This window comes from Musicola paradisiaca NCPPB 2511 (genome assembly GCF_000400505.1).
In the GTDB taxonomy this organism is placed as follows: Bacteria; Pseudomonadota; Gammaproteobacteria; order Enterobacterales; family Enterobacteriaceae; genus Musicola; species Musicola paradisiaca.
Genome location: NZ_CM001857.1, coordinates 426,258 through 442,485 on the forward strand (window position 1 = coordinate 426,258; position 16,228 = coordinate 442,485).

Genomic DNA, 16,228 nt, shown 5'->3' on the forward strand with positions numbered 1-16,228 from the left:
ATTTCTGGTAGCAAAACCGGTCTGTATGAGGCGCGATCACGGATTTCTCCCTATAATGCCGACAGTCGTTGTATTGTCTTTGTGCGCGACTTTATAGTAGCTGTCGGAATGTCAATGCTTGCCGGAGAACATTGCTCCGGATGTTGGAGAGATGGATGAAATCACTGTTTAAAGTCACTTTGTTGGCAACGGCCATGACCCTGGCTCTGAATACCGGCGCGATGGCTGAAGAAGCCGCAAAACCTGTCGCTGCCGCCACGGATGCCGCGAAAGCGCCAGCTGCACAATTTAAGAGCGATGAAGAGGCTGCGGCCTACGCTCTGGGCGCCTCTCTGGGGCGTTATATGGATAATTCTCTGAAAGAACAAGAAAAACTCGGCATCAAGCTGGACAAACAACTGCTGATTCAAGGGGTTCAGGATGCGTTTGCTGATAAGAGCAAGCTGTCCGACGAAGATATCGAAAAGACCCTGCAATCGTTCGAAGGCCGTGTGAAAGAAGCGGCACAGGCCAAGATGAAGCAGGACGCCAAGGACAATGCGGATAAAGGCACCAAGTTCCGTGATGAATTCGCTAAAGACAAAGGCGTGAAGAAAACCGAATCCGGCCTGCTGTATCAGGTGGATAAAGAAGGTACCGGCGCAGCGCCGAAAGACAGCGATACCGTGGTTGTAAACTATAAAGGTACGCTGGTGGACGGCACCGAGTTCGATAACTCCTACAAACGCGGCGAGCCGTTGTCCTTCCGTTTGGATGGCGTGATCCCGGGCTGGACCGAAGGCCTGAAACATGTGAAGAAAGGCGGCAAGATCAAGCTGGTCATCCCGCCGTCACTGGCTTACGGCGAATCCGGCGTTCCGGGCATTCCAGCCAACTCCACATTGGTGTTTGACGTTGAGTTGCTGGATATCAAGTCCGATACGGCGAACAAGGCGGCTGATGCCAAAGGTGAAAAACCGGCTGATGCCAAAGCCAAGAAAAGCGCCCAGTAATGAGCCTGGACGTTGGAACAAAACCGCAGGAAAGTCTGCGGTTTTTTTATGGCAGGGATTCCACCCGTCGTTCTGCGGGCTGACGTTAGCGTCGTTGAAAAAACCACGCGATATGGCTGATGCTCGTCATCTGACAGCGCGTTCGTTATATGTGGCCCAACACGCGCGGCGTATCGCAACGCGATCAGAGGTCGGCGTGGTGCCCGCCTATTTCCATGCCGGCGGCGAGGACGAGCGCATCGGCAATGCTTTCCACCTGCTCCTTGTTCAGCATCGAGGTGCTGACGCGAATAAACTGTGCGCTGCCGCAGCGGCAACGCTCGCCCGGCAAGACGGCAATGCCGCGTGCGGCCAGGGTAATCATGGCGAACTGTTCGGATGCGACCGGAAGATAAATGCTTAATCCGTCGCGGTCGGGCAGGGGCATGCCGCGCTGGGCCAGCGCGTTCAGCAGTTGGCGGCGGCGATCGGCGTAGCAGTCGCGGGCCCGTTGCAGTTTGCGTTGGGTTGCCGGGTCGGTCAGCATCCAGGCGACGGCGTCCTGCAGAATGCGGCTGGTCCAGCTGGCGCCGAAGTTGCGAAACGATTGCAGACGTTTGACCAGCGATTCCGGGCCGGACAGTACCGCCAGCCGCAAATCAGGGCCGTAGGCTTTGGAAAACGAACGGACGTGCAGTGTTCTTTCCGGATAGTAACGCCCGAGGCTCCAGACCGGCCAGGCGGACAGTTCGCCGATGCCGTCGTCTTCTACCACCAGGGTGGCGCTATCGGCAAGCAGGCGCGCCAGTTCGGCGCTGCGGCTTTCGCTGACGGTATGCCCGGCGGCGGAGTGGGTGCGGGGCTGGTAGATAAACATGACCGGCGATTTCTTCAACTGCATTTCCAGGATCTCGGGCTGTGGCCCTTGCTCGTCGCAGGCCAATGGCAGCAACTCGGCGCCGACGTTATCCAGCATATCCAGCAGCCGGGTCGCGGTGGGATCCTCAATCATGACTTTGTCGCCCGGCGACACCAGTGTCTGGATGATGAGGTTCATGGCGTCGAAGCCGCCGTCGGTAGCCATGAAAGCCTGTGCCTGAAACGGCCAGCGCGGCGCCAGCGCTTGACGCAACGTCGGCGTGATCAGATCGCGTTGATAGCTGTTCAACTTGCCGGAGCGAACCCCCTGTTGCATGGCCTCCTGCAAATCGGGCAGTAATTGCGGATCTGGGCATGCCATCGCCAGATCAGCCTGAATACCACAGCCGTAATTACCGATCTTCTCGAAGCGTACTGGTCGGGGCGTGGCGTGATCGCCACAAACCCAGACACCGCTGCGCCCTTTCCCGGCGATTGTTTTTTGCCGTTTTAACTGCCCCCAGGCGGCGGAAATCGTCGCCGGGCTAACCCCCAGGCGCTCCGCCAGCTCCCGCACTGCAGGGAGTTGAGTGCCGATAGGAATGCGCCCTTCGCGAATCAGGGTGGCGGTAATCTGAGCGATCCCTTTGGTCGAGGCATCATCAATCTGTTCTGCCAGCCAGGCTGAATCCAGTGTGTTTGTCATAAGAAAAAACTTTGTTCAGTAACAAATAAATTATTGTACAGATAATGCTATCGCCATAGTATCAAATTCAAGCGATATTTGGATGCAAAACGATCTGCTTAAATGTGGGTTGTGCGCAACACCGGGAAAGTAAGGAAAAAATATAATGATAACAATCAGATTGGCAGTTCGGGATTGGGACTATTTCACGCCACTGGCGCTCGGCGACGTCAGGTCGGAAAGGTTCCATATCGAGGTACACCGGGTGAATACGCTGGTGGACGATCTGGCCACCAGCGAGCATTACGACGCCGGTGAAGTGTCTTTTAGCCGTTATGCACAGGCACGCGCTAAAGGTGATACGTCATTGCTGGGCGTACCCCATTTTTTGATGCGGGGGTTTCGTCAGCGCTGCATTATCACCACTGCAGAGAATCCCGTTACCTCGCTGGAGCAGTTGAAAGGCGGGCGCATCGGCGTGACCGGTTGGCAGGATTCCGGCAATACCTGGACGCGCGCCTTGCTGCGGGAAGTCGGCGTGGGTATTGAGGATGTGCACTGGTATGCAGGGCGACTGACGGAGGATCATCCTATTGTCGATCGGCTGGGGCGGTTTGGCCGTCCCGGTCGTATTGAAGCTGCGCCGGGTGAGCGTCCGCTGATCGAATTGCTGCACGCCGGCGAGTTGGACGCCGTCTTCACCCCGTTCATGCCGCAGGGGTTCTTCCTGCCGGCGTCCGGGTTACGTCAGGTACAGGCTGATTTCCGTCAGGCCGAACTGGCCTATTTTCGCCGCGTAGGCTATGTGCCGGGTATCCATATGTTGGGGATCAAGCCGGCGTTGGTTGAATCGCTGCCGTGGCTGCCGGGGGAACTGAGCCAGCTTATCGAGCAGTCCGCCCAGGTTTGGCAACAGAAGCGTGAGAAGTATGCGGACACCACGCCATGGCTGTTGGACGACCTGCGCCGCACCGCGCAGGATCTGCCGGCTAACTGGAATGACAACGGTTTTGACGCCAACCGCAACATGATTGCCGATTTCGCCCGTGAACTCTACGAGCAAGAGATCACCGCTACATTGCTGACGCCGGAAGTCATATTCCCGGCCTTTGCCTCTCAGGGAGCCTAAAACATGAAAGTAGCCATGGGACAATTTGCCGTCAGTCGCGAATGGCAAGAAAACGCCGATATCTGTTTGTCGCTGATGGCCCGTTCGCTTGAGGCCGGCGCCGATCTGCTGGTGATGCCGGAAGGCGTGCTGGCGCGCGATATCGCCGATCCGGATTTGGTGCTGAAAGCGGCACAACCGTTGGATGGCCCGTTCGTTAGCCAGCTGTTGGCGGCCAGCCGCGGCAATAAGCTGACGACCATGATGAGCGTGCATGTGCCGACGGAGAATCAGCGCGCGTTGAATGTGCTGATTGCCATCCGTGATGGTGAGATTGTCGCTCGCTACGACAAATTGCATCTTTACGACGCCTTCTCCATGCAGGAGTCGCAACGAGTGACGCCGGGCGATGTGGTGCCGCCGTTGGTGGATGTCGCGGGGATGAAAGTGGGATTGATGACCTGTTATGACGTGCGTTTCCCTGAACTGGCTCGCCGGCTGGTGCTGGACGGCGCCGATGTGTTGGTGCTGCCGGCCGCCTGGGTAAAAGGGCCGCTTAAAGAGATGCACTGGGACGTATTGGTCACGGCTCGCGCGCTGGAGAACACCTGTTATATGGTGGCGGTCGGTGAGTGCGGGCCGCGCAATATTGGTAATAGTATGGTGGTGGATCCGCTGGGCGTGTCTATCGCTAAAGCTGCTGAAGGTTCGGCGTTGGTGATGGCTGAGCTTGACCCGGCACGTATCGCCTCGGCGCGTGATGCGCTGCCGGTTTTGAAGAATCGTCGTTTTGCTCGTCCTGAATTAAACACTCAATAATAGACAGGGAGATATTTATGATGAAGAAGAGTGCCTACGCACTGGCTTTGGCTCTGGGAATGGTGACTGGCGTCGGTTATGCCGCCGAAAGTATTCCGGTACAGAAGGTGGATCAGGCGTTGCACGACCGTCTGCCGGACGATATCAAACAAGCCGGGAAAATCGTTGCGGTTAATAATGGTTCTTTCCCTCCGTATGAGATTGTCAAAAGCCCGACCGAGATGGATGGCGCCAGCGCCGATCTGGCCGAAGCGGTGGGACAATTGCTGGGGGTCAAGATTGAACATGCGACGGTAAGCGGTCTGTCCGGGGTACTGGCGGGGATTAAGTCCGGCCGGTATCAGATGGCGATTGGCCCGGTGGGTGATTACCCGGATCGTCAAAAAGAGAATGACTTCATCGACTACGTACAGGAGTTCGTGGTGTTTGCCGTGCAGAAGGGCAATCCACAAAAAATTAATGGGTTGGATGACACCTGTGGCAAAAGTATCGCGGTGATGGCTGGCGGTTCCGCTGAACAGGTCATCCGCCAGCAGTCCAAAGTATGTACCGATGCCGGTAAACCCGCGGTAACGGTGCAGTCGTTTACGGATCAGCCTTCGTCGATTTTGGCCGTAAGATCCAAGCGCTCTGATGCATTTTTCTCTTCTCAGGCTCCGCTGGTGTATTTCGTGGATCAGGCCAATGGCCAGCTTGAACTGACCGCCGTCGGCAAGAAAAACGGTTTCGGCGATATTTTCCAGGGCTCGGTCGTACCGAAGGATTCGCAACTGGGGAAAGTGCTGCTGGACACCTATAAGGAACTGTTTAAAAACGGCACTTACGCCGCCATCATGAAAAAGTGGAAGCTGGACAATAACACTATCGCCGAACCGGGAGTGAATCTGGCGAAGGGGGCGGCAAAATGATTGACGACGCCACGGATTCTCGAACCAGCGAAAATGCTGATGTAAAGGCGCGTGACGTGGCGTTTGCCCACAGCGCGCCGCGCTATGGGCGTCTGGTTTCCTGGATTGTGGTTTCGCTGGTCGCCGCCGACTTTTTTTGGCTGGTGGCGACCAACCCCAACTTTGAATGGCAAGTCGTGGTGCAGTGGTTTACCGAAGGTTCGGTGATGAAAGGGCTGGAGGTCACGCTGGGGCTGACGGTTATCGCCATGCTGCTCGGTGTTGCGTTGGGGTTGCTGTTGGCGGTGGCCCGCTTGTCGGACAACCGGTTGCTGAGTGGGTTGTCTGGTTTGTATATCTGGTTCTTCCGGGGGACGCCGCTGCTGGTGCAACTGATTTTCTGGTACAACCTGTCCACGCTGTTTCCGACCATTTCGTTGGCGATCCCCATTACCGGCCCAACGTTCATCAGCTGGAAAACCAATGATCTGATTACGCCGCTGACCGCTGCTATCGCCGGTCTGGCGTTGAACGAAGCGGCTTACATGGCGGAGATTATCCGCGCTGGGCTGTTGTCGGTCGATCAAGGGCAGATAGAAACCACGCAGGCGTTCGGTATGAGCCGGGTGCGGGCGCTGCGTCGCATTATTATTCCCCAGGCGATGCGCGCCATTATCCCACCGACCGGCAACCAGTTAATCAGCATGATCAAAGCGACCTCGTTAGTGAGCGTCATCGCTATGGGCGACCTGCTGTATTCGGTGCAGGCCATCTATAACCGAACCTTCGAAATTATTCCGATGCTGATGGTGGCGGTGATCTGGTATCTGCTGATTACTTCGATACTGAATGTCGGCCAGTCGGCGATCGAACGTTATTACGCCCGCGGCTCGCGCCGCACGGTGTCGGTCGGCAAACGGCGACAAACGTCGGGCCAGGAACAGGAGCGCGTGTCTGCCGTCGCCGGGCAGCCCTGGATGAAGAAGGAGGAGGCATGAGCGATATCACGCCGTTGGTACGTGCCCGCAATGTCCAGAAAAGTTATGGCGATAATGATGTCCTGAAAGGGATCGATCTGGATGTCTATCCAGGTGAAGTGGTGGTGATTCTGGGGCCTTCCGGCTCGGGTAAATCGACGTTTTTACGTTGTATCAATCACCTGGAGGATATGGACGCCGGTTCGATCATGGTGGGGGAAGAACAAATTGGCTACGAACTGAAACACGGCCGCCTGCATCGTTTGTCGCCCCGCCGTATCGCACGGCAGCGCCAGGAGATCGGCATGGTGTTTCAGCAGTTCAATCTGTATCCCCATATGACAGTGCTGCAGAATATTATCGAAGCGCCGATCGGCGTGCATAAACAGCCCAGAGAGGAAGCGGTTCGTTATGCGAAAGAGCTGCTAACCACCGTTGGGCTGAGCGATAAGATTGACGCCTGGCCTCGCCATTTGTCCGGCGGCCAGCAGCAACGGGTGGCGATCGCCCGCGCGCTGGCAGTCAAACCGCGGTTGATGCTGTTTGACGAACCGACGTCGGCGCTTGATCCGGAGCTGGTGGGGGAGGTTTTGGCCACCATGCGCACGTTGGCGGAGCAGGGACTGACGATGATCGTCGTTACCCATGAAATTGGTTTCGCCAGGGAAGCGGCCGATCGGGTGGTATTTATGGATGGGGGTGTGGTGGTGGAGCAAGGCAGCGCCGAAGCGGTGCTGAGTAATCCTCGCCACCCGCGTACTCAGGCGTTCCTTAGTCGTTTTATCTGAGCCGGGATATCGGTTGACTCCGGGTGTGTCCACTTCCGGCCTGTTGATAGCGTTGGTCAAGACAATATCGGCGGGCCGGAAGTTCTTCCGCGTTGGCCAATCATGCTCACCGCCGTTTGGTGGGGCTCGGCCCAGAATCAGAGATGCGTAGGCAGCACCACGCGGGCGCAGGTGCCGCTGCAATCCTTCCGGTTTTCAAGAAAGAATTCGCCGTGGTGCAGTTGGACGATACGAGTGACGATGCTCAAGCCCAGCCCGATCCCACCGTAGCGCGTGTCCATGCGGACAAACGCTTTGGTCAGTTCGCCTACCTGGGCTTCGTCAATGCCGGGGCCCTCATCTTCTACCCGCAATTCGCAGCTATCGTCGTCAAGATGAATGATCCGTACCCGGATGGTGCTGCTTTCCGGGCTGTAGCGATAAGCGTTTTCCACCAGATTTCGCAGTAGCAGTTGGAGCAGGGTTGTATTGCCCGGCACCGTTCCCGCCGCGGTATCCCATTGCCAGTCAAGCTGCTGATGCCGCAGCGCCGCCATTTCCAGCAGTTCTTCCTGTTTGGGTGTAATCACATCGTTGACCAGCGATACGTTGTCGTAATGCCCGGCGGCAAGCGCGTTTCCGACTCTGGCCAGCAACAGAAGCTGTTCGATGACTTTGGTCAGGTAGTCGACGCGCTTTATCAATGGTTGGCAGTCGATATGGTGCAATTGTTCGTGCAGTTCCAGGCTCAACCGGACGCCGGCCAGCGGGGTGCGCAGTTCGTGCGCAACGTTCGAGGCGAATTGTCGGTCGCGGCGCAAGGATTCGCTGAAACGGACAAAAAGCTGGTTCATGCTGGTGATGACCGCGGCAATTTCGGTGACATCGCTGCGCTGTTTTAGCGGCTCCAGATTTTCTGAAGAACGTTGTTGCAGCTCATCCTGTAACGTCAGCAATGGCTGGGTGATGCGGTTGATGGCATGGGTGCTCATCACCAGCGCAGCGATAATCATCACCAGGCTGGGGATGGTTAACGAGGCGATGGCTTCGTTGATTTCAAACTGAATGTCATGGTTGAGATCTTTTGCCGTCAGCGTTTGTTCTACCAGCAATTGAATATGCTCTTCACTTTCATGCCAAAGCCAGACCACGCTTAATACCTGACACACCAGCAGGATACTGCCCAGCGTCAGAATCAACCGGGTGCGGATGCTGGCGGTCTGTCCTTCAGGGACGGGGGTCATTGCTGGTCATCCTTGGTCAACAGATACCCGAAGCCGCGCAGCGTTTTGATGCGGTTTTTACCGATTTTCTGGCGTAGGTTATGAATATGAACTTCCAGCGAGTTGGACGACGGATCGTCATCCCAGTTGTAGATGTCCTGATGCAGTACCTCGCGATGCACCTGCGAGCCGGCTTTCAGAATCAGACGGGACAGAATGGCGAACTCTTTCGGGGTGAGAATAACCGGTTTGCTGTCGAGCATGACCTGTTGGCTGTTCAGGTCGAGCGTGATGTTGTCGACCTGAATCAGGTTTTCGCTGGAACCCTGATGGCGACGGATCAGGGCGCGAATCCGCGCCAGCAGTTCCGAGAGCGCAAAGGGTTTGATCATGTAATCGTCCGCGCCGATGTTGAGGCCGGTGACTCGTTCGTCCACCGTATCGCGCGCGGTGAGGATCAGCACCGGCTGAGAATGTTGATTGTTGCGCCAGCGCGTCAGCAATGTCAGTCCGTCGCCATCCGGCAGCCCCAGGTCAAGCACAATAAGGCTGTAGTGGGCACTGTTGATCAGCGCATCGGCCTCTTTGGCGGTGGTGGCGCAATCACAGGTGTAACCCTCGTTGCGCATCGCCTGCAGTAATCCTTCCTGTAACAATGCATCGTCTTCAACAATCAAAAGTTTCATGAATGGCCCCGACACGGTTGGAGAATATCAAGCCGGCCCTGATATTCGGTAGTCTCGATGTCAAACATCCCCAGAACGGTATGAAATAGGTTGTCCTGAGAAAAGCGCTGCTGGTTGGCGTTACTCCGCATGCAGGTATCATTGATGGCAAACTGTTGCTGGTAATCGCCGGACAGCCACATCAACATGGGAACATGGGTCTGTTGTTCGGGGGCTACCGAATACGGCATGCTGTGCAGGTAAACCCCGTTTTCTCCCAGCGATTCGCCATGGTCGGAAAGATAGACCAGCGCAGTGTTAAATTTATCCTGATGCGTTTTCAGCGTGTTTATCGCCTTATCAACAATATAGTCTACGTAAAGCACGGTATTGTCGTAGGTGTTGATTAATTCTTCCTGCGAACAGGTCTGGATTTGATTAGTGTCACAGGTCGGCGTGAATTTTCGGAATGCGTCCGGATAGCGTTGGTAATAAGTCGGCCCGTGGCTGCCCATGGTGTGCAGGACGATAATGCCGTCGCTGTTCAACTGGTTGCAGCCCATCAAACAGGATATCGTCGTAGCAGTCGCCGCCGCTGCACAGCCCCGGCGTATTCAATTTGGTGACGTCACGATTGGGCACGCGATCGCAGGCGCCTTTGCAGCCGCCGTCGTTCTCCTGCCACAGCACATTAACCCCCGCATGTTGCAGAATATCGAGCAACCCTTCCTGATGGCTGGCGAGTTGTTCGTCGTAGCCAGAGCGCGGCATATTGGAAAACATGCAAGGAACCGATACGCCGGTAGATGTGCCGCAAGAGGACGTCTGCCCGAAGTAGATGACGTTGTCTTTGCTCAACAGGGGGTTGGTGGGCCTGGCATAGCCACCCAGTGAAAAATTACCGGCCCGGGATGTTTCTCCAACGATAAGGATGAGCAGGTTCTTTTTCGCTGCATTGGCCGCCGCCGGTTTTTGATGTGCGTCCAGACCGATTTGCACCAGCGGTAGGTTGGCCTCTGCGCGATGTTTATAGTAGGAAATATTCGCCAAAATCAGGTTGCTGGGCGTCAGGGATTTCACCAGCTCTTTATTATTGCGCATCAGCGAAGCGTAATCTTTGTAGAAGAAAGTGGCGACCAGCAGGATGGTGATGACCGAAACCATGATGCTAAAGAGGCGAGCGCCGACAGTAAGCCAAGTCAGCGATGCCGGTTTTATCCGGATCCACAGTGCGAGCAGAGCGGGAAGGATACCGGTCAGCAGCAGCCAGATAATATATTGCGGCGTCACCAGTGCCATGGACTCCGCCAGATTGGTTTCAAAGATATTTTGCATCATGGTGCGATCAATAATGATGCCGTAGCTGATCATGAAATATTGGGCGGCAGCCCCGGCAATCAACAATATCGCCAGTACGCCCTGGCGTAGCCAGGGCAGAAAGATCAGCGTCAGCAGAATATTCAGCACGGCGAAGATGACGGTCGGCATGGTCATGACGAAAACCACTTCACGCCAGGAGTCGATGGCGACCAGATGCATAACCTGACGATAATAAGCGATGTTTTGTATGGCAGTGATAAAGGCAGTGAACACCAGATTGTAGGTGAGGCTGCTCCAGGTGGGACGAACGAAAGAGAAAGGAAATTTACGCATTACAACCATGACATCCATGCAGAAAAAGAGAATTGTAGAGCATTTTGGGGAGCATAAATTAAGTCAACCTTAAGAAATGTATACCTGCGCGGTAAAATCATCCGCCATGAAATACAGGGACGACGTCAGGCTTCTTTGTTAGACTGGCAGGCCTGTCGGGACGATTGATTATGATGACGTTGAGGGTGGTGTCTGCCATGTCTACTTCGCTTGTTAACGGCGAATCCGGTGATCTTGATATGCTGGATGAGCGTCCGTTTACGCAAACGGATTACGAAATCCTGAAATCCTATGAGGCGGTGGTCGATGGTCTGGCGATGCTGATCGGCGATCATTGCGAGATAGTGTTGCATTCGCTTGATGACCTTAAGTGTTCGGCAATTCGTATCGCCAATGGTGAACACACTGGCCGTAAGATTGGTTCGCCAATTACCGATTTGGCGCTGCGTATGCTGCATGATATGGCGGGGGAGGACAGTAGCGTTTCAAAAGCCTATTTCACCCGAGCTAAAAGCGGCGTACTGATGAAATCGGTCACGATTGCCATTCGTAACCGCGAGCAACGTGTGATTGGGCTGTTGTGCATCAATATGAATCTGGATGTGCCTTTTTCGCAGATCATGCAGACCTTTATGCCACCGGAAATCAAGGAAGTGGCTTCGTCAGTCAATTTTGCCTCTTCGGTGGATGACCTGGTCGCTCAGACGCTGGAGTTCACTATCGAAGAGGTCAATGCCGACCGTAATGTGTCCAACAATGCCAAGAACCGGCAGATTGTGCTGAACCTTTACGAAAAAGGTATTTTCGATATCAAGGATGCTATTAATCAGGTCGCCGATCGTCTGAACATTTCCAAGCACACGGTCTACCTCTATATCCGCCAATTCAAAAGCGGCGATTTCAGCGGGCACGACCGCTGATGCTGAGCTATTGTCTGCTGGTCACCGGCCCTGCCTATGGCACCCAGCAGGCCAGTAGTGCTTTTCAGTTTGCACAAGCGTTGCTGGCGTCGGGGCATGCATTACAAAGCGTTTTTTTCTATCAAGAAGGCGTGTTGAATGCCAATCAACTCACTTCTCCGGCCAATGATGAGTTTGATCTCGTGCGAGCCTGGCGACAACTGGCCAGCGAACATTCGGTTACGTTGAATGTGTGTGTGGCGGCGGCGCTGCGGCGCGGTGTCACCGATCGTCAACAGGCGGATCAACTGCGACTTCCCGCAGATAATCTGCAGCCGGGGTTTGTGTTGAGCGGGTTGGGCGAGTTGTCGCAGTCGGTGCTGACCTGCGATCGCGTCGTCCAGTTCTGACCAGAAGAGGCCCTCTGACGATGAAGCGTGTTGCGTTCGTTTTTACCCAACCTCCCCACGGCAGCGCTGCAGGACGAGAAGGTCTGGATGCGTTGCTGGCGATGTCGGCGTTGACGGACGAGATAGGCGTGTTCTTTATTTCGGACGGCGTGTTGCAACTGCTGCCGCATCAACAGCCGGATCTCATTCTGATGCGTAACTACATCGCCACTTTTGGCGTTCTGCCATTGTATGATGTCGAGCGTTGTTATCTCTGTCGTTCATCGCTGCAACGGCGTGGAATTCCGGAAAATACCAATTGGGTGCTGGACGTGGAGTTATTGACGCCGGACGCCTGGCGCTCCGCATTGAATACCTATGATGCCGTGTTGACATTCTAAGGGCCCGACATGTTGCATACGTTTTCTCACTCCCCCTACCAAACCGATATTGATGCCCTGCTGGACAGTCTGGGTGTTGGTGATGCGGTGCTGTTGTTGCAGGATGGCGTGATCGCGGCGCTTGGCGCGGCATCGGTTTTGTCCCGATTACAGCAGTCCGGCGTGCGAGTTTATGCGTTGCGGTCTGATGTTGACGCGCGTGGTTTGGGGAACCAAATTTCAACTGAAATTCAGCTCATCGACTATACTGAATTTGTGCAATTAACGGTTAAACACGCCCGGCAACTGGCCTGGTAATTCCATTTTTGTATATTTCTTGACTCCTTATCCGGCCAGCCCTAAAATTCTGCGTCCCTATATTCCGCCTTTGGGCTGATATGGGTCGATTTATTACGTGTTTACGAAGCAAAATGCAAAAACCAGGAGTTTTTAATGGCAACAATTAACCAGCTGGTACGCAAACCACGCGCCAGGAAGGTTGCTAAGAGCAACGTCCCTGCGCTGGAAGCTTGCCCGCAGAAACGTGGCGTATGTACTCGCGTATATACCACCACTCCGAAAAAACCGAACTCCGCACTGCGTAAAGTATGTCGTGTTCGTTTAACCAATGGTTTTGAAGTTACCTCCTATATCGGTGGTGAAGGTCATAACCTGCAGGAACACTCCGTGATCCTGATCCGTGGCGGTCGTGTTAAAGACTTGCCAGGTGTGCGTTACCACACTGTACGTGGCGCGCTGGACTGCTCTGGTGTTAAAGACCGTAAGCAATCCCGCTCCAAATACGGCGTGAAGAAGCCCAAGGCTTAATGGTTCTCCGTTAAGTAAGGCCAAACGTTTTAACTTTAATGTCAAACTAAACTCGTAGAGTTTTGGACAATCCTGAATTAACAACGGAGTATTTCCATGCCACGTCGTCGCGTCATTGGTCAGCGTAAAATTCTGCCGGATCCGAAGTTCGGATCAGAACTGCTGGCTAAATTTGTCAATATCCTGATGGTAGATGGTAAAAAATCTACTGCAGAAACAATCGTCTATACCGCGCTGGAGACCCTGGCTCAGCGTTCTGGTAAAGACCACCTGGAAGCCTTTGAAGCAGCGCTGGACAACGTGCGCCCGACTGTCGAAGTGAAGTCGCGCCGTGTTGGTGGTTCTACTTATCAGGTTCCAGTTGAAGTTCGTCCGGTTCGTCGCAATGCACTGGCTATGCGTTGGATCGTTGAAGCTGCTCGTAAACGCGGTGATAAATCCATGGCTTTGCGCCTGGCGAACGAACTTTCTGATGCAGCAGACAATAAAGGTACTGCTGTGAAGAAACGTGAAGACGTTCACCGTATGGCTGAAGCCAACAAGGCGTTCGCTCACTACCGCTGGTAATCCCTGCGTAGACGTTAATAACCCGGCGGGCGCTTCAAAGGCTGACCCGCCTGGGTTTACTACTTTGAACGCCCTAGGAATAGAGGAAACAAATGGCTCGTACAACACCCATTGCGCGCTATCGTAACATCGGTATCAGCGCACACATCGACGCCGGTAAGACCACTACTACTGAACGTATCCTGTTCTACACCGGTGTGAACCACAAAATCGGTGAAGTTCATGATGGCGCCGCCACCATGGACTGGATGGAGCAGGAACAGGAGCGTGGTATCACTATTACCTCCGCTGCGACCACTGCTTTCTGGTCTGGTATGGCTAAGCAGTATGAACCGCACCGTATCAACATCATCGACACCCCGGGGCACGTTGACTTCACTATTGAAGTAGAACGTTCCATGCGTGTTCTGGATGGCGCAGTGATGGTTTACTGTGCAGTAGGTGGTGTTCAGCCGCAGTCTGAAACCGTATGGCGTCAGGCAAACAAATATAAAGTTCCGCGTATTGCGTTCGTTAACAAAATGGATCGTATGGGCGCGAACTTCCTGAAAGTTGTTGATCAGATTAAAGTGCGCTTGGGTGCGAACCCGGTTCCGTTGCAGTTGGCTATCGGCGCAGAAGAACACTTCACCGGTGTGGTTGACCTGGTGAAAATGAAAGCCATCAACTGGAATGAAGCTGATCAGGGCGTTACCTTCACTTATGAAGATATTCCTGCTGATATGCAGGATCTGGCCGCTGAATGGCACCAGAATTTGATCGAGTCTGCCGCAGAAGCTTCAGAAGAGCTGATGGAGAAATATCTGGGCGGTGAGGAACTGACTGAAGCTGAAATCAAAGGTGCTTTGCGTCAGCGCGTTCTGAACAACGAAATCATCCTGGTAACCTGTGGTTCTGCGTTCAAGAACAAGGGCGTACAGGCAATGCTGGACGCCGTCATCGATTACCTGCCGGCTCCGACTGACGTACCGGCAATCAACGGTATGCTGGACGACGGTAAAGATACGCCGGCTGAGCGTCACGCTAGCGATGATGAGCCTTTCTCTGCATTGGCGTTCAAAATCGCAACCGACCCGTTTGTGGGGAACCTGACGTTCTTCCGTGTGTACTCTGGTGTGGTTAATTCCGGTGACACCGTACTGAACTCAGTAAAATCTGAGCGTGAGCGTTTTGGCCGTATCGTTCAGATGCACGCCAACAAACGTGAAGAGATCAAAGAAGTTCGTGCGGGCGATATCGCAGCTGCTATCGGTCTGAAAGATGTGATCACCGGTGACACCTTGTGTGACCCGGACAACCCGATCATTCTGGAACGTATGGAATTCCCGGAGCCGGTTATCTCCATCGCGGTAGAGCCGAAAACCAAAGCTGACCAAGAGAAAATGGGTCTGGCTCTGGGCCGTCTGGCGAAGGAAGACCCGTCTTTCCGTGTATGGACTGACGAAGAATCTAACCAGACCATCATCGCGGGCATGGGTGAGCTGCACCTCGACATCATCGTTGACCGCATGAAGCGTGAATTCAACGTGGAAGCAAACGTGGGTAAACCGCAGGTTGCTTACCGTGAAGCGATTCGCGCCAAAGTTACCGATATTGAAGGTAAACATGCCAAGCAGTCTGGTGGTCGTGGTCAGTATGGTCATGTCGTTATCGATATGTATCCGCTGGAGCCGGGCTCAAACCCGAAAGGTTATGAGTTCGTCAACGATATCAAAGGTGGTGTGATTCCTGGCGAATACATCCCGGCCGTTGATAAAGGCATCCAGGAACAGCTGAAAGCCGGTCCGCTGGCTGGCTTCCCGGTGGTTGATCTCGGCGTGCGTCTGCACTTCGGTTCTTACCATGACGTTGACTCCTCTGAACTGGCGTTTAAACTGGCCGCTTCTCTCGCCTTTAAAGCCGCGTTCAGTAAAGCGAATCCTGTTCTGCTTGAGCCTATCATGAAGGTTGAAGTAGAAACGCCGGAAGAGAACACTGGCGACGTCATCGGTGACCTGAGCCGCCGTCGTGGTATGCTGCGTGGTCAAGAATCCAACGTTACTGGCGTTGTGATTCACGCTGAAGTTCCGTTGTCTGAAATGTTCGGATACGCAACTCAGCTGCGTTCTCTGACCAAAGGTCGTGCTTCTTACTCCATGGAGTTCCTGAAGTACGATGATGCGCCGAACAACGTTGCCCAGGCCGTTATTGAAGCCCGTGGTAAGTAATTCGGGTTTAACAACACATTGATCCCGTGCTCTCTCTGTCAGGAAAGAGCATTTGAGTAAGGAATATAGCCGTGTCTAAAGAAAAATTTGAACGTACAAAACCGCACGTTAACGTCGGTACTATCGGCCACGTTGACCATGGTAAAACAACGCTGACCGCTGCCATCACCACCGTTTTGGCTAAAACCTACGGTGGTCAGGCTCGCGCATTCGACCAGATCGACAACGCGCCGGAAGAAAAAGCGCGTGGTATCACCATCAACACCTCTCACGTTGAATACGATACCCCGACTCGTCACTACGCACACGTTGACTGCCCAGGGCACGCCGACTACGTGAAAAAAC

General features: G+C 54.3%; 17 protein-coding genes and 1 pseudogene. 14 read left to right on the forward strand and 4 right to left on the reverse strand.

Features of this window, described 5'->3' with window-relative positions; genetic code table 11:
* The first annotated feature begins 155 nt into the window (after nucleotides 1-155).
* Nucleotides 156-992, forward strand: coding sequence for an FKBP-type peptidyl-prolyl cis-trans isomerase (gene fkpA, locus DPA2511_RS01960; RefSeq protein ID WP_012764021.1), 837 nt, complete (start codon nucleotides 156-158; stop codon nucleotides 990-992).
* Nucleotides 993-1,176: 184 nt separating this feature from the next.
* Here fkpA and DPA2511_RS01965 read toward each other — a convergent pair whose 3' ends face one another.
* Nucleotides 1,177-2,535, reverse strand: coding sequence for an aminotransferase class I/II-fold pyridoxal phosphate-dependent enzyme (locus DPA2511_RS01965; protein WP_012764022.1), 1,359 nt, complete (start codon nucleotides 2,533-2,535; stop codon nucleotides 1,177-1,179).
* A gap of 145 nt (nucleotides 2,536-2,680) precedes the next feature.
* Here DPA2511_RS01965 and DPA2511_RS01970 point away from each other — a divergent pair, with 145 nt between their 5' ends.
* From DPA2511_RS01970 to DPA2511_RS01990, 5 genes are read left to right on the forward strand one after another with little or no spacing between them, the layout of a single operon-like run.
* Nucleotides 2,681-3,643 (forward strand): substrate-binding domain-containing protein, encoded by a 963-nt coding sequence (locus DPA2511_RS01970; RefSeq protein WP_012764023.1) that lies wholly within the window; start codon nucleotides 2,681-2,683, stop codon nucleotides 3,641-3,643.
* 3 nt (nucleotides 3,644-3,646) lie between these two features.
* Nucleotides 3,647-4,441 carry a deaminated glutathione amidase gene (locus tag DPA2511_RS01975; RefSeq protein WP_012764024.1) on the forward strand — a complete coding sequence of 265 codons (795 nt, stop codon included), beginning with the start codon at nucleotides 3,647-3,649 and terminating at the stop codon, nucleotides 4,439-4,441.
* Between the two features lie 20 nt (nucleotides 4,442-4,461).
* The gene (locus tag DPA2511_RS01980) at nucleotides 4,462-5,349 is read left to right on the forward strand and encodes an ABC transporter substrate-binding protein (RefSeq protein WP_026595101.1); all 888 of its coding nucleotides are present in this window, start codon (nucleotides 4,462-4,464) and stop codon (nucleotides 5,347-5,349) included.
* Nucleotides 5,346-6,326 (forward strand): amino acid ABC transporter permease, encoded by a 981-nt coding sequence (locus DPA2511_RS01985; protein WP_012764026.1) that lies wholly within the window; start codon nucleotides 5,346-5,348, stop codon nucleotides 6,324-6,326. Before DPA2511_RS01980 ends, DPA2511_RS01985 begins: the two co-directional genes overlap by 4 nt.
* On the forward strand, nucleotides 6,323-7,093 hold the full coding sequence (locus tag DPA2511_RS01990) for an amino acid ABC transporter ATP-binding protein (protein WP_012764027.1): 771 nt from the start codon (nucleotides 6,323-6,325) through the stop codon (nucleotides 7,091-7,093). Before DPA2511_RS01985 ends, DPA2511_RS01990 begins: the two co-directional genes overlap by 4 nt.
* 137 nt (nucleotides 7,094-7,230) lie before the next feature.
* Here DPA2511_RS01990 and pmrB read toward each other — a convergent pair whose 3' ends face one another.
* From pmrB to eptA, 3 genes and pseudogenes are all read right to left on the reverse strand, one after another.
* Entirely contained in the window at nucleotides 7,231-8,316 is a 1,086-nt protein-coding gene (gene pmrB, locus DPA2511_RS01995) for a two-component system sensor histidine kinase PmrB (protein WP_012764028.1), read from the reverse strand.
* The gene (gene pmrA, locus DPA2511_RS02000) at nucleotides 8,313-8,981 is read right to left on the reverse strand and encodes a two-component system response regulator PmrA (RefSeq protein WP_012764029.1); all 669 of its coding nucleotides are present in this window, start codon (nucleotides 8,979-8,981) and stop codon (nucleotides 8,313-8,315) included. The genes pmrB and pmrA overlap by 4 nt, the downstream gene beginning before the upstream one ends.
* A pseudogene (gene eptA, locus DPA2511_RS20905) lies at nucleotides 8,978-10,613 on the reverse strand (phosphoethanolamine transferase EptA). Before eptA ends, pmrA begins: the two are co-directional and overlap by 4 nt.
* A gap of 197 nt (nucleotides 10,614-10,810) precedes the next feature.
* Here eptA and DPA2511_RS02010 point away from each other — a divergent pair.
* The 8 genes from DPA2511_RS02010 to DPA2511_RS22320 form a co-directional block, all read left to right on the forward strand.
* The gene (locus tag DPA2511_RS02010; protein WP_023638110.1) at nucleotides 10,811-11,533 is read left to right on the forward strand and encodes a helix-turn-helix transcriptional regulator; all 723 of its coding nucleotides are present in this window, start codon (nucleotides 10,811-10,813) and stop codon (nucleotides 11,531-11,533) included.
* Entirely contained in the window at nucleotides 11,533-11,922 is a 390-nt protein-coding gene (tusD, locus tag DPA2511_RS02015; protein ID WP_012764031.1) for a sulfurtransferase complex subunit TusD, read from the forward strand. Before DPA2511_RS02010 ends, tusD begins: the two co-directional genes overlap by 1 nt.
* A 20-nt stretch (nucleotides 11,923-11,942) precedes the next feature.
* Nucleotides 11,943-12,302 (forward strand): sulfurtransferase complex subunit TusC, encoded by a 360-nt coding sequence (gene tusC / locus DPA2511_RS02020; RefSeq protein ID WP_012764032.1) that lies wholly within the window; start codon nucleotides 11,943-11,945, stop codon nucleotides 12,300-12,302.
* 9 nt (nucleotides 12,303-12,311) lie between these two features.
* Complete coding sequence (gene tusB / locus DPA2511_RS02025; protein ID WP_012764033.1) at nucleotides 12,312-12,599, forward strand: sulfurtransferase complex subunit TusB; 288 nt, start codon at nucleotides 12,312-12,314, stop codon at nucleotides 12,597-12,599.
* 135 nt (nucleotides 12,600-12,734) lie between these two features.
* The gene (gene rpsL, locus DPA2511_RS02030; protein ID WP_012764034.1) at nucleotides 12,735-13,109 is read left to right on the forward strand and encodes a 30S ribosomal protein S12; all 375 of its coding nucleotides are present in this window, start codon (nucleotides 12,735-12,737) and stop codon (nucleotides 13,107-13,109) included.
* A gap of 96 nt (nucleotides 13,110-13,205) precedes the next feature.
* The gene (gene rpsG / locus DPA2511_RS02035; protein ID WP_012764035.1) at nucleotides 13,206-13,676 is read left to right on the forward strand and encodes a 30S ribosomal protein S7; all 471 of its coding nucleotides are present in this window, start codon (nucleotides 13,206-13,208) and stop codon (nucleotides 13,674-13,676) included.
* 92 nt (nucleotides 13,677-13,768) lie between these two features.
* Nucleotides 13,769-15,883, forward strand: a complete 2,115-nt coding sequence (gene fusA / locus DPA2511_RS02040) for an elongation factor G (RefSeq protein ID WP_012764036.1) — start codon at nucleotides 13,769-13,771, stop codon at nucleotides 15,881-15,883.
* Nucleotides 15,884-15,954: 71 nt separating this feature from the next.
* A partial coding sequence (locus DPA2511_RS22320) for a GTP-binding protein (protein ID WP_023638111.1) occupies nucleotides 15,955-16,228 on the forward strand: 274 nt, incomplete at its 3' end.